17 protein-coding genes are annotated in these 19,142 nt (G+C 61.2%); 2 read left to right on the forward strand and 15 right to left on the reverse strand.

Features of this window, described 5'->3' with window-relative positions:
- Window positions 1-19 precede the first annotated feature (19 nt).
- The 10 genes from KJS47_RS20115 to zwf form a co-directional block, all read right to left on the reverse strand.
- A complete protein-coding gene (locus KJS47_RS20115) occupies window positions 20-784 on the reverse strand; it encodes a gluconate 2-dehydrogenase subunit 3 family protein (protein WP_249716584.1) in 765 nt (254 codons plus the stop codon).
- Between the two features lie 306 nt (window positions 785-1,090).
- Entirely contained in the window at window positions 1,091-2,686 is a 1,596-nt protein-coding gene (locus KJS47_RS20120; protein WP_213527069.1) for an extracellular solute-binding protein, read from the reverse strand.
- 74 nt (window positions 2,687-2,760) lie between these two features.
- Window positions 2,761-3,630: a carbohydrate ABC transporter permease gene (locus KJS47_RS20125; RefSeq protein ID WP_213527071.1), complete on the reverse strand. Its 870-nt coding sequence runs from the start codon at window positions 3,628-3,630 to the stop codon at window positions 2,761-2,763.
- A 22-nt stretch (window positions 3,631-3,652) separates the two neighbouring features.
- Window positions 3,653-4,618 (reverse strand): ABC transporter permease, encoded by a 966-nt coding sequence (locus KJS47_RS20130; RefSeq protein ID WP_249716587.1) that lies wholly within the window; start codon window positions 4,616-4,618, stop codon window positions 3,653-3,655.
- A gap of 196 nt (window positions 4,619-4,814) precedes the next feature.
- On the reverse strand, window positions 4,815-5,423 hold the full coding sequence (locus tag KJS47_RS20135) for a S26 family signal peptidase (protein ID WP_213527073.1): 609 nt from the start codon (window positions 5,421-5,423) through the stop codon (window positions 4,815-4,817).
- 114 nt (window positions 5,424-5,537) lie between these two features.
- Window positions 5,538-7,832, reverse strand: coding sequence for an AraC family transcriptional regulator (locus KJS47_RS20140; protein WP_213527075.1), 2,295 nt, complete (start codon window positions 7,830-7,832; stop codon window positions 5,538-5,540).
- A gap of 269 nt (window positions 7,833-8,101) precedes the next feature.
- On the reverse strand, window positions 8,102-9,685 hold the full coding sequence (locus KJS47_RS20145; protein ID WP_213527077.1) for a peptide chain release factor 3: 1,584 nt from the start codon (window positions 9,683-9,685) through the stop codon (window positions 8,102-8,104).
- A gap of 44 nt (window positions 9,686-9,729) precedes the next feature.
- Window positions 9,730-10,794, reverse strand: coding sequence for a metallophosphoesterase family protein (locus tag KJS47_RS20150; protein ID WP_213527079.1), 1,065 nt, complete (start codon window positions 10,792-10,794; stop codon window positions 9,730-9,732).
- Window positions 10,795-11,007: 213 nt separating this feature from the next.
- The gene (locus KJS47_RS20155; RefSeq protein WP_213527081.1) at window positions 11,008-11,631 is read right to left on the reverse strand and encodes a cyclase family protein; all 624 of its coding nucleotides are present in this window, start codon (window positions 11,629-11,631) and stop codon (window positions 11,008-11,010) included.
- Window positions 11,632-11,664: 33 nt separating this feature from the next.
- Entirely contained in the window at window positions 11,665-13,221 is a 1,557-nt protein-coding gene (zwf, locus tag KJS47_RS20160) for a glucose-6-phosphate dehydrogenase (RefSeq protein WP_213527083.1), read from the reverse strand.
- A 231-nt stretch (window positions 13,222-13,452) separates the two neighbouring features.
- Between zwf and KJS47_RS20165 the strand changes: the two genes are divergently transcribed.
- Window positions 13,453-13,782 (forward strand): hypothetical protein, encoded by a 330-nt coding sequence (locus KJS47_RS20165; RefSeq protein ID WP_213527085.1) that lies wholly within the window; start codon window positions 13,453-13,455, stop codon window positions 13,780-13,782.
- A 72-nt stretch (window positions 13,783-13,854) separates the two neighbouring features.
- Here KJS47_RS20165 and KJS47_RS20170 read toward each other — a convergent pair whose 3' ends face one another.
- A complete protein-coding gene (locus KJS47_RS20170; RefSeq protein ID WP_213527087.1) occupies window positions 13,855-14,304 on the reverse strand; it encodes a GNAT family N-acetyltransferase in 450 nt (149 codons plus the stop codon).
- A 475-nt stretch (window positions 14,305-14,779) separates the two neighbouring features.
- Here KJS47_RS20170 and KJS47_RS20175 point away from each other — a divergent pair, with 475 nt between their 5' ends.
- Window positions 14,780-15,688: a cation diffusion facilitator family transporter gene (locus KJS47_RS20175; RefSeq protein ID WP_249716588.1), complete on the forward strand. Its 909-nt coding sequence runs from the start codon at window positions 14,780-14,782 to the stop codon at window positions 15,686-15,688.
- A 146-nt stretch (window positions 15,689-15,834) separates the two neighbouring features.
- Here the strand turns inward: KJS47_RS20175 and KJS47_RS20180 are convergent, their stop codons facing one another.
- From KJS47_RS20180 to KJS47_RS20195, 4 genes are all read right to left on the reverse strand, one after another.
- A complete protein-coding gene (locus KJS47_RS20180; RefSeq protein ID WP_213527089.1) occupies window positions 15,835-16,482 on the reverse strand; it encodes a response regulator in 648 nt (215 codons plus the stop codon).
- Entirely contained in the window at window positions 16,466-17,491 is a 1,026-nt protein-coding gene (locus KJS47_RS20185; protein WP_249716590.1) for a sensor histidine kinase, read from the reverse strand. The genes KJS47_RS20180 and KJS47_RS20185 overlap by 17 nt, the downstream gene beginning before the upstream one ends.
- Before the next feature lie 91 nt (window positions 17,492-17,582).
- Entirely contained in the window at window positions 17,583-18,251 is a 669-nt protein-coding gene (gene liaF, locus KJS47_RS20190) for a cell wall-active antibiotics response protein LiaF (RefSeq protein ID WP_213527093.1), read from the reverse strand.
- A 164-nt stretch (window positions 18,252-18,415) separates the two neighbouring features.
- Window positions 18,416-19,141, reverse strand: a complete 726-nt coding sequence (locus KJS47_RS20195; protein WP_213527095.1) for a PspA/IM30 family protein — start codon at window positions 19,139-19,141, stop codon at window positions 18,416-18,418.
- Window position 19,142 lies beyond the last annotated feature (1 nt).

Raw genomic sequence — 19,142 nt, forward strand, 5'->3', positions numbered from 1 at the left:
CGCTGCCGCGGCTTGCGGCTTACGCCATATGATCGCGCAGACTCTTCGGCTCGAGCTTGACTAGCCCGTCCTTCTCGATCTGGTCGTAATAGCTCATCTGGTTGCCGGGATAATTCCGCATTTTCCAGCCCTGCATGTCTTTGTTGCCTCCGTACATCGGGTCCGCGTAAACCCCTTCGAGCGTGAACGTGCGCAGATTTTTGAAGAACGACGGAGCGTCGGTTCCGTTCAGCTTCACCTTGTCGCCCTTCTCGAACGCTTTCAGCACCTCGTCCTGCTCGGCCTCCTCGAGCTCGGGGAATGCTTTGCCGTAAGTCTTTTGGCTGTAGTCCTTGAGCCCGTTCAGCCCGATCAGGAACATGGACGCCCGCGTCAGCCGTCCCTGGTAGCCCTGCGTCGCTTCCCCCGGGGAGAAGGGCCCCATCATATAATCCTTCGTGTTGCTGCCCCAATTGCCGGCCAGCTGATGGTCGATATAGTAGGCCACACCCAGCTTTTTGGCCCCGGGACCATGCTCGTCCTCGGGATAGATGCGCTCGACGGCAGCCTCGGTCAGCCGAAACTGCTCCTGATTGAAGAACATGAGCGCATCCTGATAGGAGCCGGAAGCGGCCGGCGTTTGCGACGCTCCGGGGGGAGCCTCCTGTGGCTGCTCCTCCCGGTCCTTCCAGATGGCGGTTCCGAACGCACCGCCCAGCACGACGCCGCCCAGCGCCAAGCCTGAGTTCCTCAGAAACGCACGGCGGGACATCGGCTTTGAGTCTTTGTTCGGTGTAGTGGGCACCCGATACGCCTCCTCTGTCTGAGAAGTAGACCAGACACGATATTCATTTACCATTCAATTGTCAGCATGCTTACTATCTGGGCAGGCTCCGCCCCTATGGCATCTGCAGATGCAAAAAAAAGGCCGTACGGCAATTAAGATTTTCTTACCCGCTCCTTCCCGCCCCGACCCATCCTTTTTCTTCCATATCAGCCGAATCTCAAAAAAGACGCTCCCCGTCAAGGAAGCGTCTTCTTCTCTTCTCGTCACTTGCTGCCAGGAATCGCGGCCCGAACCGGCTCCGGCGGAGGGCCAGCCTCTTACTCGCTATTTCTTGGAGGCCGCGTTCCGTTCCTTGATGCCTTGATTAACTTCCTTGATCAGATCGGCCCCGCCCCGGTCCTTCCATTCCTGGACCATTTTGTCCCAATCCGCGAGCGGGCGCTGCCCGGAGATCATCTTCGTCTGCTCGCCGATGATGAACTGGTTCAAATCGGCGCCCTTCTTCGCCTGCGTATCCGAGAAAATGCCGCGGCTCGGATCTGCGTACGGGGTCTTATTGTACTTCTTCTCCATCTCCTCGATCCGCGCGATGAATTCTTGCATACGGGGATCGTTATACGAGGCTTTCGAATACTGGTTGTCTTCGTCGGTAGGAGCCCACGGCTTCCAGAATTCGTGCCGCTGCAGCATGTACTGGATCGGCGTGATGCTCTCGGAGTTCGGCTTCAGCACCGCCTTGCCGTTCACCATATCGTAGCCGACTCCTTCGCGGCCCATCATCCAATCAAATTGCTCGTTCTTCGGGTTTCGCTGGTCGACCGGGATAAATTTGCGCCCGTAGTCCAGAATTTCGAGTATCTTCTTCACCTTGTCCGGATCGTTCTTCAGCTTGGCGGACAGGGTGGTGAGGCCAAAGAACCCCGACCCGAGCAGCCGCCCCTGCGAGCCGTCCGGCGCGACGAAGTGGGGAATGGATGCCACCTTGGCGTTCGGGTTCACCTGAAGGAGGCCCAGGTAATACTCCTCGACCATGCCCGTTGGCGTCCCGATGAAAATACCGGCCTTACCGGAGTAGAATTCCTTGTTCGCCTGCGCCCAGTTGAGCACCGCAAAGTCCTTGGTGACGGCTCCTTCCTTGTAGGCCGCGGTCAGCGTCTCAATCACTTCCTTGCGGCCCGGCCCGATGACGCCGGGGATGAGATTGCCGTCCTTGTCCTTGTGGTACCAGCCGCCCGACCAATAGGCGCCCGCCATGTATTCGGGGCTGATATTCTCCCCTAGGGCGAAGCCATACGTATCGTGCTTGCCGTTGCCGTCTGGATCGTTCTTCGTAAAGGCGATCGCGACCTCCAGCAATTCCTTGTAGTTGGTCGGCATCTTTAGCCCCAGCTTGTCGAGCCAATCCTGCCGGATGACATTGCTGAACGTATACGTGGGCGCATACATCGGGACGCCGTAGATTTTGCCGTCGACCCGGGACTGGTCCCACACCTCCTTGGGAACTGCCTTGAGTGTCTCATACTTGTCGATATACTCGTCGAGCGGCAGGAATGCGCCCTGCCGTGCCCACTTGTAATAGTTCGAGTCCACGTCCTTGATCGCGACGACATCGGGAATCTCGCCGGACGCCATAACGACCGACAGCTTGCTGTTGTAATCCGACTGGAGAATGAACTGGGACTTGATATTGGCGTTGAACCGCTCCTTGATCGCGTCGACGCCCTTGCCCTGGGCGGCCGGAAAGATCGTGTAGGCGAAATTCATGAAGCCGATGTCGACCATTTTGCCCTTGTTCCCGGGCTCCCCCGAGACCGGCTTGCCCGTGTCTCCCTCGGGCTTGCCGCCCGTACAGCCGGCCGCCGCCACGACGACCGTCAGCAGTGCCGCCGTCCATGCGGCGCGCTTCGTTGTCCGTTTCATACCGTTGCCCTCCCCTTTTGCTTCGGTTCCCCTCATCTTCTTGCAGCGTGGTTCTTTCCTACGATAGCCGCCGGCTAGCCCTTGACCGATCCGAGCATCACCCCCTTGGCAAAATGCTTTTGCAGAAACGGATAGACGACGAGAATCGGCAGCGTGGCGAGCAGGATCGCCGCCATCTGGATCGTCTCGGCAGGCGGCGGCTGCACCAGCGTTTGCTCCGCCATGAGCGAGGTGCTGTCGTTCACGACGACAATTTGCCGCAGCAGCACCTGGATCGGCCATTTGGCCGGATCGTTCAGGTACAAAAGACCGGTGAAGTAGTTGTTCCAATGAGCCACGGCGTAGAACAGCCCGAACGTGGCGAGCGCCGGCTTCGACAGCGGCAGCACGATGCGGAGGAACACGGTGAACGGGTTGGCGCCGTCCACTGTCGCCGCCTCGTTCAGCTCTTCCGGCAGACTGAGGAAGAATTGGCGGATGACGATAAGATTCCACGGGCTGATCAGCACCGGCAGGATGACGGACCAGATCGAATCAAGCAGCCCGGTCGCCTTGACCACCAGATAAGTGGGGATGATGCCGGCACCGAACAGGAACGTGAACAGCACGAGCAAGAGGATCGGCTTGCGTCCCGCGAACGGCCGTGACAAGCCGTAAGCCATCGTCGCCGTGAACAGCAGGTTTAGCGCGGTGCCGACGACGGTGATGAGCACCGTCACGCCGATCGACCGCAGGAACCGGTCGTTGGCGAGAATGTAGCGGTAGGCGCCCGCTGTCCATTCCTTCGGCCAGAGAATGAAGTCGCTTTCAAGAAAGTCCTTCATGGAGGAGAACGACACGGAGAACACATAGAGAAACGGCACGAACATGCAGCAGGCGGTCAGCAGCAGCAGCAAGGCGTTGACGATGTCCAGCAGCCGGTCGGCCAGCGTACGGTGATGCATAGGGAGCCTCCTTCCTAGTCCGTTAATAGATCCCCTCTTCGCCGAACCGCTTGGCGAGCCGGTTCGCGGCGACGACGAGGACGAGACCGACGAGCGATTTGAACAGGCCGACGGCGGTGGCGAAGCTGAAGTCCGACTGCAGAATGCCTTTGTAGTACACGTACGTGTCGAGCACGTTGCCAACGTTCATGACGTACGGATTCAGCATGAGGAACACCTGCTCGAAGCCGTTGTCGAGGACGGTACCGAGCCGCAGGATGAGCAGAATGACGACGGTGCTGCGGATGGCCGGAAGCGTAATGTGCCAGATCCGCCGCAGCCGTCCCGCTCCGTCGACGACGGCCGCCTCGTACAGCTCGGGATGGACGCCGGCGAGCGCCGCCAGGAAGACGATCGTACCCCAGCCGGATTCCTTCCAGATGACCTCGAGCACGAGCAGCGGCTTGAACAGCGCGGGAAGCTGCAGGAACGGGATCGACGAGATCCCGAACAGCCGCTCGAGCAGCAGGTTGACCAGCCCTTCGCTGCGCAGGAAGACGGTGACAATGCCGATGACCACGACCCATGACAGGAAATGGGGAAGGTAGACGATCGACTGGATCAGCTTCTTGAACGCGTCGCTTCGCACCTCGTTCAGCATGACCGCCAGCACGATCGGGACCGGGAAGGCGAACAAAATCTGCAGGAACGACAGGACGAGGGTGTTGACGAGTACCTGTACGACCTCGGCGTTTTCGAAGATGCGCCGGAAGTTGGCGAGGCCGACCCACGGGCTGTCCAGGATGCCTTGGAACGGGCTGTACTCCTTGAACGCGAGAATCGAGCCGAGCAGCGGGACGTAGCGGTACAGCAGAAAGTACAAGAGACCGGGCAGCACGAAGGCGTACATATACCGGCTCTTCCATAGGTTGCGGGCGAGCCGGCCCCGCCTGCGGGCCGCGGCTCTGGGCGCGGGCAGGTTCTCTCGTGGCGTGGATGCCATGCTCATACAGCAGCTCTCCTTCCGGTTCGGATGGTTTCCCTCTCACTGTAGCGAAGGCCGGGACGCAGCGGAAGTTTCCATTCTTTCCGCGCCCTGCAAGGACGGAAACAAGGCCGCATAAAAAGAAACAGCCCCGGCGGATGGCCGCACGGGGCGGGATCTGCCGGGGTTTTAGACGATGACTAGGCGGGTTTCCTTGCCATTACGTTTGAGGGGATGCACATGACTTGCAAATCCCTATCGCCTTTCCTTCCACGGTTCTTACCTTCACTTTTTTGATGGTGGAACCGGGTTCGTTTCGAAACCAATTGTCGCCCACCACAAAAACCTCATCGTCCGACAGAGCAACTTCTTCCATGTCCAGACGATAGACCTCGTCCACGATCACATCCTTCTCCTTTTTTCCGATATCGGACCGTTTGAACTCTTTTTCCTCCATCCCTCCCACATGAGCCTTCCCATAGAAAGTATCCAGCTTATGTCCATTCACCAAGAGCTGTCCTTTGCGGATGCTTACTTGTTCGCTCGGGAGCGCAACGACTCTCGATAAAAACTTGCCTTCATACCAAATGACATCCCCTCGCTCGACATGGTTGGCTTGGTAATGGGCAAAGTCGATGACTGTGTTCATCGCCGGGTTAGACGTGCCCCGATCCATATTGTCGTTTAAGGGCTGCACCAGCCTTTCGTTTGCGGAACGGGGAGAAAGGTTCGGCAAATCAATAGGCGTGCTGGTATCCGTAATAGAGCTTGCTTGGCAAGAAACCAGCAAAAAGAGAAGAAAGATGCTTAGCGGCGCAGAATAGGTCATGCCTATCCCTCCTTTGCTTAACGGCCGTCCTTCGCCGCGGACTGCCCCCGGAATCGCCGTGCTCCGGGCCCCGGCTCGCCGGTGGATTCCTCCTCCGGTGCGGGCCTCCTTCCGTTACACGCTTCCCCGGTACCGCTCCCGGTATTGGCCGGGGGGCAGCCCGGTCATCTGCTTGAAGATCCGGGTAAAATTCTGCGTCGTGGCGTAGCGCAGCCGATCGGTTATCTCCCGGATCGGCATATCGGAATGGACGAGCCATTCCTTCGCCTTCTCGATCCGGTAGCCGATGACGTAGTCGACGAACGTCGTGCCGACCTCCTCCTTGAACATGCGGCTCAGCTGGGTCGGCGAGCAGCCGCAGCGCTCGGCGATCAGGGTGAGCGACAGATCGGCCGCAAACTGCTCGTGAATGCAGGCGACGGCCCGGGCGACGAGCTGGCGGCGGCGCGTATCGTCGGCCTGCTCGAGATGGGATCGCAGCGCGGGAAACAGCTCCTGCTCGAACGCGCTGCCCAGCGCCTCGAGCGATGCGGCCGACGCTACCGCCTCGTACAGGCGGTTACCGGCGATGTCGGGCAGACTCTGCCCTCCCTCGGCATAGAACCGCTCGATCTCGCCCAGCAGGCAGCCGAGCAGGCTCATCAGGCCTTCCTCGCCGGCAAGGTAGCCCGGCGCTTCCCCGAGCAGCGCGCGGAACGCCTCCTCGGCGTCGGACAGGCGGCCCTCGGCGATCGCGGCCAGCACCTCCTGCTTCCGGGCGAGGTAGACCGCATGGAACGCCCGCATCGCCGCCGCGCTCGCATCGCTGCCGGGAGCCTCCGCCAAGCGGCTGCCCTCCGGGACCCGGTAGCGCAGCCGGCTGAGCGTCCCCTGCAGCCCCCGGCCAATGGCGCCGAGCGGCCACGCGGCATCGCTTCTCGCCGCCGTCACCTGCAGGCGGAGCAGGATCCCCGCCTGCTCGCGAAGCGCGGCGAGCAGCCGGTCGAGCTGCTCGCCCGCTTCCGGTTCCGGCAGCTCGCTCCGGAGGAGCAGCACGAGCTGGCCCGGCTCGGGCGCGGCCGGCAAGCAGGCGGGCAGCCCGGCGCATACCTCGCCGGCGAGCTTGGCGAGTGCGTACTGGAGGAGCGCCCGGTCCCGGGCGGAGTAACGCCGGCGAAAGGCCGGATAGTCGTCGATCGCGACGACGCCGAGGTAGAACCGCCCTTCCGGGACCGCGAGGCCGTAAGCGGCGGCGCGGTCCCGCAGCTCCTTCTCCCCGAGCTCGCCCCGCATAAGCTGCACGAGCAGCGTCTCCTGCAGGCTCGGCAGCTGGTCCCCAAGCTGCCGGCGCAGCTGCGTATTCGCCTGCACGACGCGGTCGACGTACCCGTCCAGCGCCTGCAGCCCGTCTCCTCCCGGCTCCGGCCCGCCGGGAATTTTGAACGCCAGGCGCCGGATCGGCAGGTACAACCGCTTCGTGCCGAGCAGGGCGAGCAGCGCCCAGACCGAGGCGAGCGCGGCCGCGATGCCCCACGAGACGAAGCGGATCACATCCGCTTTGTGGGTAATGTCCCTAACCGGCGTCATGGCGATATACGTCCAGCCGTTGAACGAAGATGTCTCGGAGGAGAGATGGTAGTCCGTGCCGTCGAGCCGGTATACGGCATTCGCCTTGGTCGGCTTCGTCCAGTAGGCGTACAGGCCGCTCGCCGTCGGCAGCCGCGAGCCGATGTCCTCCAGCCGGTTGCTGAGCATGATCCTTCCTTCTTCGTCCAGAATCATGAGCCGCCGGTTGACACCGGGATCGGCCGCGCGAAACGCCTCGTAGATTTGCTGCGGGTCGATGTGGAGCACTACCCAGCCGTCGATGTCCGGCGACCCGACGGGGACCGGACGCAGCATCAGGAAATCCTCCTGCCCCGCCCTTGAATACGGGGGAATGACGATGGCACCGTCGTATTTGGGGACCGCATGTTTAATGAGATCGTAGAAAGGGAATTCCTGCAGCGGCAGCAGACCGAGATGGCTGCCGTACACTTGCCCGAACCGGTTGTAGACGAGCGACACGTGAATGGGGGTGCCGCTGTAGCTCCGGTACTGCCGCACGACCTCCTTCATGTCGAGCGTCGTCTCCAGCCGCACCGGGTCGTTCTGCGCGATGCCGAGGCGGAGCGATTTCTCGATGGTCCGGTCCGCGGCCATCTGCAAAGACGTGAACGCCAGATTCTTCAGCAGCGTGTCGAGCTGATGCTCCACCTGCTTCAGGATCACCTTTTGGTTCCGCTCGCTCTCCTCCTGGACGCTCTTCCCTGCGAGCGATGCGGACAGCAGACCGAGCAGCAGCACCGGGAAGATGCTCAGCACGAGCAGGTACAGCTTCAGCTTATGGTGATAAGGCAGCCGGCGAACGAAGGATAACGGTTGCAGCACGTTTGACGCCCTCCAATCGGATTCTGCCGATATGTAAGCGGATACAAAAAAATGGGATAAGCAGGGGACAGACTATCACCTGCTCGATACCTGTCTTAGTTCTACTTATGCTTATCGTACCACAGCCATGCCAGAAAAAAAGACCCATTCCGCAAGGAATGGGTCCTGTTCTTGGTTTAATCCGTGTCTTTAACGAGTCTTTAACCGGTGTCTTATGCGGTGACCTTAGCACGGAAAAAAGTTGCTCGAGGAGACTTCGCGGCGTCCGATTAAGGAGCCACCTCAAGGAACCGAGCGTCCGGGTTTTTCTCCATGGCGGTCCGCAGCGCATACTCGTTCTCGAACAGGGCGACGTAGTTGCCCTTCTTGTCCTTGACCAGCTGCGAGTTGATGCGGAACTTGGACGGGTCGATGCCGTCGCCGACGAGCCAGCGGGCGAACTGGAAGTTCTGCCGCTGCAGCATGACGTCGACGCCGTACTCCGCCTTCATCCGATGCTCGAACACCTCGAACTGCAGCTGCCCGACGACGCCGAGAATCGTGTCCTCGAATCCGATCGTCGTGAACACCTGGATGGTGCCCTCCTCCGTAAGCTGGTCGATGCCCTTCTGGTACTGCTTGTGCTTGAGGGCGTTCTTGACCGTCACCTTGCTGAACAGCTCCGGCGAGAACGTCGGCAGCTCCTCGTAGACGATTTCGCTGCCCTGGCTGAGCGAATCGCCAATCCGGAAGATGCCGGGATCGAACAGGCCGATGATGTCTCCCGGGTAGGCCGTATCGACGATGTCGCGGTCCTGCGCGAGAAATTGCTGCGGCTGCGCGAGCTTGATATCCTTGCCGGCGCGGACGTGCCGCACCGACATGCCCCGCTCGAACTTGCCCGAGCAGATCCGCAGGAAGGCGACCCGGTCGCGGTGGGCCGGATTCATGTTCGCCTGAATTTTGAAGATGAAGCCCGAGAACTTCTCGTTCGTCGGCTCGATCGTGCCTACGCTGCTGTTATGGGATTCCGGCTTCGGCGCCATGCTCAGGAAGTTCTCGAGGAACGTCTGGACGCCGAAGTTGTTGATCCCGCTGCCAAAGAAGACGGGCGTCAGCTCGCCGGCCAGCACCTTCTCCATATCGAGCGGATCTCCCGCCACGTCCAGCAGCTCGAGGTCCTCCTTGAGCCGCTCATACAGATACGGCCCGGCAATCTGCTCGACGAGCGGATCCTCGTAGCCGGTAACGTCGCGGACTTCGATGTTCGTATGGTCCTCGCCCTGGAACAGCTCGAGCCGCACCTTCTGGCGGTCGTATACGCCGCAGAACTGCTTGCCCGAGCCGATCGGCCAGTTCATCGGATACGAGCGGATACCGAGCACCTGCTCCAGCTCCTCCAGCAGGTCGAACGGATTGCGGCCCTCGCGGTCCAGCTTGTTGATGAAGGTAAAGATCGGAATGCCCCGCTGCCGGCATACCTGGAACAGCTTCTTCGTCTGAAGCTCGACCCCTTTGGCCGAGTCAATGAGCATGACGGCGCTGTCCGCGGCGGTCAGGGTGCGGTAGGTGTCTTCACTGAAATCCTGGTGGCCGGGCGTATCCAGAATGTTGACCCGGTGCCCATTATAATCGAACTGCATGACCGAGGAGGTGACGGAGATGCCCCGCTGCTTCTCGATCTCCATCCAGTCCGAGGTCGCATGCTTGCTTGCCTTGCGGCCTTTGACGGTACCCGCGAGCCGGATGGCGCCCCCGAAGAGAAGCAGCTTCTCGGTCAGGGTCGTCTTACCGGCGTCAGGGTGAGAGATGATGGCGAACGTGCGCCGCTTGTCGACCTCGCTCTGTAATTCTTGGCTTAGCTTGGTAGTCATGAGGTGTTCCTTTCTATCGGGAAAATGGCTGGATCGTCCTATGCCTACCGGGAGGCAAGCTTGACGGTCCAGTTCGCCTCCTCAATCCACGAGGAAGCGTCGAACGCACGGCCTTTAAGCACCACGCGGTCGGCATAAACATATACGTACATCCCCTGCGCCTTCTCCGGGCGCTGGTTATCGTAATTGCGGTTCAGCACACGGCTGACCGCCGAATTATGGAACAGATGGAACGTTTCCTTGACATAGTGGGCCGTTCCGTTCGTGAAGTCCTGGTGGCGGTGGCCGCAAAAGACGAACACGTTGGGATGGTTTTTCACGATCTGGCGGAACTCCACGGCCCGCATGAGCTGGTGGCTGCCGCCGTTCTGTCCGGCGGGCGGCAGCGGCTGATGGATCATGACGAAGACCGGCTTCCCGTCCTGCTGCGCTTCGACCCTCTCCCGAAACCAGTTCATCTGCTCGTCGGAATACCAAGCTCCCTCGCCTACCTCTGGTTTGGCCTGCTGGTAGACTTCCTGGGAGAGCAGCAAAACGGTGTAGCCGTTCACCACCGCCTCGCGGTAAGGCTTCTCCTGACGCATGAACGTCTGGAAAGCCTCCCGCGACTGCACGTCCGTCTTGCCGTTCGGCATCGCCTCGCGGTTGAAGTTGCCGGATTCGTCGATCCAGACATTATAGTAATCGTGGTTGCCCATATTCGCATACACAGGCGGCAGCCGGAAGCCCGCCAGCACGTTCTGCAGCTCGCGGTAATCCCGCGGGCGTCCGTAATCCGTCAGGTCGCCCGTCAGGATGACGGCGTCCGGCTTATTCGGCATCGTCTCCGAATCCGTGAACGCCTGCTTCAGATGCTTGCTGTGCTCCGGCAAATCCGGATTGATATGAAGGTCGCTCAAGAGCAGCAGCGTCAGCAGCGGCTCGCCCGGTGCCGGGGTCCGTTCCCCGGTGATGCCGGGAGCGGGCAGCATGGGCGGCTTCTCGGCGGCCGCGGCCGCCGGATCTGCCGTCCAGCCTCCCGCGCCGAGCTTGCTCCGGAGCCACCACCCGGCTCCGGCGAAGACGGCCAAACTCGCCAGCAGCCATTTCAGGAATGCGCGTCGGGTCATCCCACCAATTCCCCTCTATCCAAGAAATCGCACTCCTTATTATATCCGCTCGCGGCCGCCTCTGTATAGCGAATCGGGGGGACCTTCCAAAAAAAGACAAATCGCAAAAGCCGCCGGTCCCTCCGCTCAATCGAGAGGGGCCGACGGCTGTCCTGTCCGGTACGGTCCATGCTTGCCTTCCTGGCTGGGGAGGCGAAGCGGCGGTACGGTGCGTCAGGCTCCGATCAGGAAGGCACGTGCCGGCGCTGCGTCGATGCCCGTCAGCTTGAGAGGGGCGACGACGAGGAAATAGGTTCCCGCGGGCACGTCCCGCAGGCGCAGTCCCTCGACGACGAGCGCGCCGGCGTTCATCAGCGTCTTGTGCGTGACATGTCCCGGCTGGGCGCGCTCGATGCCGAGTCCGTCCGTCCCGACGCCGCGGACGCCGATCTCGCTCAGATAGGCCGCGCCTTCCTGGTTGAGATAGACGAACTCGAAGTCGAATTCCTCCGACAGCGAGTTGCGCGTCTTGAACAGCAGCCACTCGCCCGGCTGAACGCCATGCCGCTCCAGATCGGCGCGGCCGATCGAGTCCTCCACATGCGTCAGATCCAGCACCCGGCACGTTCCTACGAGCGATTCGAGCGGAATCGTCTCGATCGTCGCCCCGTCTGCGATCATGTGCAGCGGAGCGTCGAGATGCGTGCCGGTGTGCGTATCAAGGCTGAGACGGCTCTCGTGCGGCTTGCCCTCGGCGTGCGACTGCACGGTGCGGATCTCGGGCTTCTTCTCTTCCTTGTTCTTGTAGACTTGCATCCCCGGTTGAATCGTCATCGAAATGTCGTACAGTTTGAACATCGGCTGCTTCTCCTCCAACTCCCTATGATCTCGCTATTGCGGGCGGCTCTCCACCCACACGACCTCGCTCTCCTCCTGCCCGTTCACCGGCCACCAGTGGAAGCCGTCGCGATGCAGCAGCTCGTTGGCCGCATCCGGCCCCCACGAGCCTGCAGCATACAGCTGGAGATCGGTCTTGTCGCCCGACCAGGCCTGTGCGATCCGGTCCACATACCGCCAGGCGAGGGCCACCTCGTCCCAGCGCGTGAAGTAAGTCGAATCGCCGCGGGCGGCGTCGAACAGCAGGCGCTCGTAAGCTTCCGGGGTGTTCAGATCGACCCCGCACGACTGGCAGAAGTCCATGGCGATCGGCAGTATCGTCCAATCGGAGCCCGGCTGCTTCGCGTTGATTTTGATGTAAATGCCTTCCGACGGATTGACCCGGAAGACCAGCAGGTTCGGCGCCAGATCGGTCCGACTGGCCAGGTAGACGTTCTCCGGCACCTTCTTGAACTCGACGACCACCTCGGTCGTCTTGACCGGCAGCCGCTTGCCCGTCCGGACATAGAACGGCACGCCCGCCCAGCGGAAGTTGTCCACCAATACCTTGGCCGCGAAGAACGTCTCGGTCGTCGACTGCGGGTCAACCTTGTCCTCCGACCGGTAGGCCGGCACGGGCTTGCCCTTCATCATGCCCTCGATGTACTGGCCGCGGATGACGTTCGACCGCACCTCCTCGGACGAGGTAAAGGCGCGCAGCGCCTTGAGCACCTTGACCTTCTCGTCGCGGATATCCTCCGGATGCATGCGGCTCGGAGGCTCCATGGCCATCATGGTTACCATCTGCAGCATATGGTTCTGGGCCATGTCCCTCAGAGCGCCGGAGTGGTCATAGTAGCCTCCGCGTTCCTCGACGCCGACCGTCTCGCTAAGCGTAATTTGGATGTTCGCTATGTATTTGTTGTTCCAGAGCGGCTCGAAGAACGCGTTGGCGAACCGAATAACATCGATATTCTGTACCATTTCCTTGCCGAGATAGTGGTCGATCCGGTAGATCTCCTGTTCCTGGAATACCTCCTGGATCTGCTCGTTCAGCTTCTCCGCCGACGGCAGGTCGTACCCGAACGGCTTTTCGATGACGAGACGGTGCCAGCCCTCGCAGTCCAGCAGACCGCCCGACTTCAGGTTGCTCGCGACGTTGCCGAACAGCTCCGGAGCCAGCGCCAGATAGAACAGCCGGTTGCCGGCGATCCGATACTTCTGCTCCAGCTCCCCGGCCAGCTCGTTCAAACGGCCGAATGCCTCGGCATCGTTTGTGTTGAGCGGCATATAGGTAAACCTCTCCACGAACTTCTGCCAGCTCGGATCCTCCGGGTTCACCTTGAATCGGGCGAATTCCTGGATGGACGCCAGCACGTCCTGATGGAATTCCTCTCTCGTCCGTTGCCGGCGGGCAAGTCCAAGGACGGCGAACTTGTCGGACAGCTTGCCTTCCCGGTACAGACTATAGATGGCGGGGTACAGCTTGCGGCTGGCCAGGTCGCCGGTAGCCCCGAACAGTACGAACAGAACGCCGGACTGCTTCAATGCTTCGTTACGGTTATCGTTCATCTTGCATCATTCTTTCTCTGTAGGATGGGTAGGAGTGCCTCTATGCGGCCCGCCTGTTCCCTTCATCTTAGCATAACCTTCTCCTAAGATGCCATTCCTTCCCTGTTGTTCCAGTAGGGCGAGCACCCGGAAAATGGGCGGGCACCCTGGATAATCGTCCATTCCTCCGGCCAGCCGCCCGAATATTCTATGATTGTAATCCCCAAACAACAAGGAGGTGTACCCTCGCCCATGCATAGGATTCATCCGGTGAATGAAGAGACCTGCGCCCCGTTTCGAGGCTTGCCCGTGCTCGTCGTCCTGAAGGACGGTACGCAGCATGTCGGCATGCTGAGCGGAATCCAGAACGGCCAGCTCGTCCTGAACGACGACGGCTCGTCCCCTTCGGTCGCGGCCAAACGCAAGGCGCGAGCCCGCAATTCCAAAAAGCCGCAGCGGACCAAGGCCAAACCGGACGCCGGCGTGAATGCGCTCGCTCCCCCGTTTGGCTACGGTCCGGTTTTAGGCGGAAGACTCGCCTTCGACCTGACCGACGTCACCCTGCTCTTCCTGCTCCTTTAAGCAGCGGCCCGCTCCCTCTCTGATGCTCGGTGCCGGAGAGTCCGTCCCCGCGGATGCTCTCCGGCCGATGCATCACAGATAGAACCGCCTGGTGAGCAGCAGGCACTTCATCTCCTTCACATACCGTTCTTCCCGGTAGCCTCTTCTCGCGTAAAAGCGTCTGGCTCTTCCGTTCGGCTCATCGACGAACAGCTTGGCGTCCACGCAGCCGGCCGCAACGCCCGCCCGCTCCGCCGCCTCTATCAGGGCACTGCCGTACCCCCGGCCCTGCTGCTCCCGGCCGACGGCCAGCATGTCGAGATGGAGCGACCTATCGCGAATGTGGTACGCAAGGAAGCCTCTCGGCGGCTCCAGCCGGCGGCTGACCGCCACGAGCACCGTATTGGCATCGAGCCGTTCGAGAAGCTCCTTTCGGGTCCACTTGGTGTCGGGCCTCGCCATGCGGGCGTAGGGGACAAGCTCCCGTACGATCAGCTGAACAAGCCTCCGGTCGTCCCGGCTCGCCATCCGTTCTCGGATCATCCGCCATTCCTCCCCGGTTCGGTTCGTTGCCTTAGCGTATGCGGGGTACGGCCCACTTGCTGTAGGTCGGTATGCCGGTTTCCAGGAAAATTCCTTGCGGACCAGAGCGGCTCGCACTGCCTGCCGCATGCATCGGCCTCTGCGGCAGGCAGTGCGAGCCGTTTCGGCTTTTACCGGGAGGCGCGCGGAATGAGCTTCCTTCGTTTGGACCCCTCGTGCGATCATCCGCCGTTTGCACCCCTCGCTTCCCGCGGGTTCTTCCGCTGTTTGCACTCCCGCTTCCTGTGTGATACAGTAAGTGAACCTTTTGATGACTTTTGATGACTTTTGATGAATGTGATGAATCCATGAAGCGTCAGGCCGGCCTTACCCGAGAGAACCGAATCGTCTCCGCGAGACAGACTGCTCCCCCTCAACGACCCGTTGAGGGGTTTATGTTTCCAGGGGGCAAGAAAGATGGCGGAGGGAAGAATGTATGACTGCGGTGAAATCCAAATCCATGCTCGCGGCATGGATCAGCCTGATCAGCAACGCGCTCTTGACCGTGATCAAGCTGCTGGTCGGCTTCCTCTTCAACAGCCAGGTTCTCATCGCTGACGGCGTCCATAATGCGGGGGATCTGATGGCCTCGGCAGCGGCGCTCGGCTCGATGCGCATCTCGAGCCGTCCGGCGGACGAGGACCATCCTTACGGCCACGGCAAAGCCGAGGTCATCGGCGCGGCAATCGTCGCTATCATCCTGGCTCTGGCCTCTGTGTATATCGGCTACCACGGCGTGGCGGCGCTGTTCGAGCCGCCTCATCTGGACGTCCACTGGATCACGCTGGCGGCCGCTTTCGTCTCGCTCGTCTGGAAGCAGTGGCTGTACGTCTACACGATGCGGGTCGGCAAGGAAGCCGGGAGCAAAGGGCTGATTGCGACGGCGAACGACCATCTGGCCGACGTCTACGCCTCGATCGCCGCTTGCCTCGGCATCGGACTCGGCATGCTGGGCGCCTGGCTCGACATGCCCCTCCTCGGCTACGGCGACCCGGTCGCGGGTATTATCGTCGCGATCCTCGTCCTCAAGCTGGCATTCGAGATGGGCCGGGAAGCGGTCGACATTCTGATGGAGAAAGCCGTCCATGAGGAGAAGCTCGAGGCGTTCCGGGAGATCGTCGCCGCGATTCCGGAGGTGAAGCGGATCGACCGGCTGCGGGCGCGTGAGCACGGCCACTACATCCTCGTGGACGTCCGCGTCAGCGTGCCGGCGGAGCTGACGATCCAGCAGGGCCACGACGTAAGCCGGCATCTCAAGACGACAATTATGCAGCGGCATGCCGATGTCGGCGAGGTGCTGGTGCACCTGAATCCGTGGTATCCCGACGGAGCGGACGAACCTTGACACCCTGATCGTATGCCGCCCCTAAAGCAAACAACCTGGCCTCGCCCCGCTGCGGTCCCCTAAGGGATCCGCCGCCGGGCGGGGTCAGGTTGTTTTTTGTGCTGTGCGGGCGGCCGTCCGGACGAATCGTCCTGTCAGGGCGCTCTTTATTCCTCCATCAGTCCGTGCTTATAGGCATAGATCGCGGCCTGCGTCCGGTCGTCAACGCCCAGCTTGGCCAGGATGTTCGTCACGTGGAACTTGACCGTCTTGATGCCGATGAACAGCTCGTCGGCGACCTCCTGGTTGGACCGGCCGTTCGCGATGAGCTTTAGCACCTCGCGCTCCCGCTCGGTCAGATCGTGATGGGGCGCGCGCTCCTCCTTCGGCTGCCGGAAGCGGTTCATGATCTTCGAGGCGACCTGCGATTCGAGGGTCGGCTGCCCCTTGGCCGCCTGCCGGATCGCCGCAGCGATTTCCGAAGCGCGGGACGTTTTGAGCAGGTAGCTGAACGCCCCCGCCTCCAGGACGGGGTAGATCTTCTCGTCGTCAATGAAGCTGGTCAGCACGATGACCTTGCAGTCCGGGTGCTGCTGAAGGAGGCGCCGGGTCGTCTCGATCCCATCCATCGGCTCCATGACCAAGTCCATCAGGACGATGTCCGGGCGGTATTCCTGGGCGAGCTGGATGCCCTCCGCTCCGCCTCCGGCCTCTCCGACGACTTCAATTCCCTCCTCCGTGCCGAGCACGGCGGCCAGGCCGATCCGGACCATCTCGTGGTCGTCCACGAGCAGCACTTTAATCGGTTCCTCCATAAGCGATTGATTCTCCTTTCTCCGAAGAAGCTAGCGGAACGCGGATCTCGATGCGCGTTCCCCGCCCGGGGGCGGTAATGACCGACAGCGTGCCTCCGATTTCACTGACCCGCTCCTTCATGGAGACAAGCCCGTACGAGGCCAGCTTTTTGTCGTCGAGATCGAAGCCGACGCCGTTGTCCCGGATGGAGAGGCGGATGCCGTCCGGCGGGTGCAGCAGCTTGATGTCGAGCTCGGTCGCCTTGGAATGGCGGAGCGCATTCGACAGCGCCTCCTGGACGATGCGGAACAGATGGTCCTCGATGCCTTTGGACAGCTGAATCTCCTCGTCCATGTCCCAGCTGATGGCGATCGGCACCTTGGCCTGCAGCTCAAGCAGCAGCTCGAGCAGGCCCTGGGCGAGCCGCTTGCCCTCCAGGTGAACCGGGCGCAGATGCAGCAGCAGCGCCCTCATCTCCGACTGGGCTACCGACGACATCTCCTCGATCAGATGGATCTGCCGCTTCGCCTTCTCGAAATCCTTGTCCAGCGTCCGGCCGACGGCCGTCGCCGTCATCGAGATGGCGAACAGCTGCTGGCTGACCGCATCGTGCAGATCGCGGGCAAGCCGCTGCCGTTCCTCGACGACCGCTGAGTACTTGGCCTTCTCGGCGAGCTGGGCGTTGTCGGTCGACAGCCGCTGCAGCGAAACGACCTGCTCCTGCCACCTGGCGCTGACGCGGTTCAGCTGATCGCCGAGGCGCCCGATCTCGTCGTCGCCCAGCGGAGGCACGCGGCGGGACAGGTTGCCCTTCTCGTACAGCAGCATCGCCTCCCGCAGCTCCTCCAGCCGCCGCGTCGTCCGGCGGGTCTGCCAGATGCTGAAGAAGGTCCCCGCACAGACGGACGCGGCAATCAGGATCAGGCTGAGCCTGATTCCCTCCTGCCACGTATCGAATAACGGAACATGTCCGTAGGAATAGAGCAAGTAAAGCAGCACGCCGAGCAGGACGAGGCTGAAAACGGACATCTCGGCCATCCCGCGCCAAATCATATTGGTCAACCGTTTTTTCAGAACTCTCGCCTCCCGGTTCCAGCTGTAGCAGCCTGGTTGTTGGTTGTCATAGAATGCGGACGTCGACGTCTGCGACGAGGTAGGAGAGAACGAAGCGAACGCGCGCATGGCTCGTGCCGAAGTTCGGCGAACGCCACACCCGCTTGCTCAGCACGCCCGAAGCCTTTTGAAACGGAGCGTCGATCGCCCCGAACAGAATGGAGCATTCAATCTCGACCCCGACATCCTCCGGGAGGATGAGGTCGATATCGCCGACAAGCCCCGAGACGACGACCGTGACCTCCGGCTTCTCGAACATGGCCATCGTCAGGTCCATGTGCAGCTCGCCGACCAGGCAGGAGATATTGGTGCTCCGCAGCACCCAGGGCCCTTTATCGAACCGCAGGCTTTCGACGAAGGTCGTCTTCCGGTAGACCGGGTCGTCCGCAACCCGCCTCCGCGTTCGAAGAGAGCGGCCGTAATAGATGCCGACGCCGATGAGCCCGATGCCGGCCAGCACCGCGAAGTTCTGGGCGGACAGGATGATCAGTCCAACACCGAGCAGCACGTAGCCGATCTTGCTGCCGCTCGAAGACAGCTTGTAGATGCCGAGTCCCACCAGGAAGAGAGCAATCATGGTACCGACGCCGAGCAGCTGGTTGAGCAGCAAAAACAGGCCCGCTCCAATTAAGAGATAATACGTATTGCGCTGTTTGCGGTTGCCCGGTTCGTCCATGCTGCACCTCCTCTGCCTGCTTCTGTCTTTGCCTGGTAAAACGGGAGAAAAGCCATACAGGCACTTGCTTGCCCTATGGCTTTTTTTCCTCCCCTAGCATACCATATCGCGCTTTCGCGTCAATCTCTTTTTGCTTGTTTCTTCCGGGAAGCGGCGCCTAGCGTTTAGGCTTCCTTGCTTTCCTCTGCTGCGGCGGCCTGCGCTGGAGCGGCGACACCGAGCTTCTCCTTCAGCTGGCGCATCTGCTCGTCGACCAGCTGTCTCTTGCCTGCGTCTTCCGGGCTGTAAGAAGCTGCGCTTCCGGCAGTTCCCGGGACATACGGCCGGCGGCTGACTTCCGCCTCTACCTCGAGCTGCATAATCTTCTCTTCCATCCGGTTGAAGCCGCGGGACGCGTTGCCTCCGCCGATCACCCCGTTGTAGACGACCGAGCTCATCTGCTTCTTCGCTTTGGCCAGCTGGGCGCGGGAGACCAGCTCGTTGCGCTTGTTGCGCATTTTGTAGAATTCGTTCTTCATGTCGTGCAGCTGCTTCATCAGCTCGTCGGCTTGCGCCTTGGACTGGGCGTGCATGCCGCTGTAATCGGCGGCTTTTTGGTCGTAGTAGAGCTTCTCTTCCAGGTAGTGGCGGGCCGCCTCCTCCTGGCCGTCTTTCAGAGCCTGCCCCGCCTGCCGCTCACGCTCGGCGCTGTAGCGCTGCACTTCCTGCAGCGATTGCTGCAGCTTACGCTCGTTGGCGATCTGCTTGGCGACCGTTACTTCCGCCTGTGCAATCTCCTCTTCCATATCGCGGAGATATTGATTGAGCATAATGATCGGATCTTCTACCTTGTCGAGCACCTCGTGAACCGACGCCTTCGTCATATCTTTAATTCTGCTGAATACTCCCATG

The sequence above is a fragment of the Paenibacillus sp. J31TS4 genome (assembly GCF_018403265.1).
In the GTDB taxonomy this organism is placed as follows: Bacteria; Bacillota; Bacilli; order Paenibacillales; family NBRC-103111; genus J31TS4.

Coding starts and splice junctions, on each gene's coding strand:
- KJS47_RS20195 (WP_213527095.1), bottom strand. CDS start 19,141: ATGGGAGTATTCAGCAGAATTAAAGATATGACGAAGGCGTCGGTTCAC.
- KJS47_RS20185 (WP_249716590.1), bottom strand. CDS start 17,491: ATGTCCGTTTTCAGCCTCGTCCTGCTCGGCGTGCTGCTTTACTTGCTC.
- KJS47_RS20175 (WP_249716588.1), top strand. CDS start 14,780: ATGACTGCGGTGAAATCCAAATCCATGCTCGCGGCATGGATCAGCCTG.
- KJS47_RS20145 (WP_213527077.1), bottom strand. CDS start 9,685: ATGACTACCAAGCTAAGCCAAGAATTACAGAGCGAGGTCGACAAGCGG.
- KJS47_RS20170 (WP_213527087.1), bottom strand. CDS start 14,304: ATGATCCGAGAACGGATGGCGAGCCGGGACGACCGGAGGCTTGTTCAG.
- KJS47_RS20130 (WP_249716587.1), bottom strand. CDS start 4,618: ATGAGCATGGCATCCACGCCACGAGAGAACCTGCCCGCGCCCAGAGCC.
- KJS47_RS20150 (WP_213527079.1), bottom strand. CDS start 10,794: ATGACCCGACGCGCATTCCTGAAATGGCTGCTGGCGAGTTTGGCCGTC.
- KJS47_RS20165 (WP_213527085.1), top strand. CDS start 13,453: ATGCATAGGATTCATCCGGTGAATGAAGAGACCTGCGCCCCGTTTCGA.
- KJS47_RS20180 (WP_213527089.1), bottom strand. CDS start 16,482: ATGGAGGAACCGATTAAAGTGCTGCTCGTGGACGACCACGAGATGGTC.
- zwf (WP_213527083.1), bottom strand. CDS start 13,221: ATGAACGATAACCGTAACGAAGCATTGAAGCAGTCCGGCGTTCTGTTC.
- KJS47_RS20120 (WP_213527069.1), bottom strand. CDS start 2,686: ATGAAACGGACAACGAAGCGCGCCGCATGGACGGCGGCACTGCTGACG.
- liaF (WP_213527093.1), bottom strand. CDS start 18,251: ATGGACGAACCGGGCAACCGCAAACAGCGCAATACGTATTATCTCTTA.
- KJS47_RS20155 (WP_213527081.1), bottom strand. CDS start 11,631: ATGTTCAAACTGTACGACATTTCGATGACGATTCAACCGGGGATGCAA.
- KJS47_RS20135 (WP_213527073.1), bottom strand. CDS start 5,423: ATGACCTATTCTGCGCCGCTAAGCATCTTTCTTCTCTTTTTGCTGGTT.
- KJS47_RS20125 (WP_213527071.1), bottom strand. CDS start 3,630: ATGCATCACCGTACGCTGGCCGACCGGCTGCTGGACATCGTCAACGCC.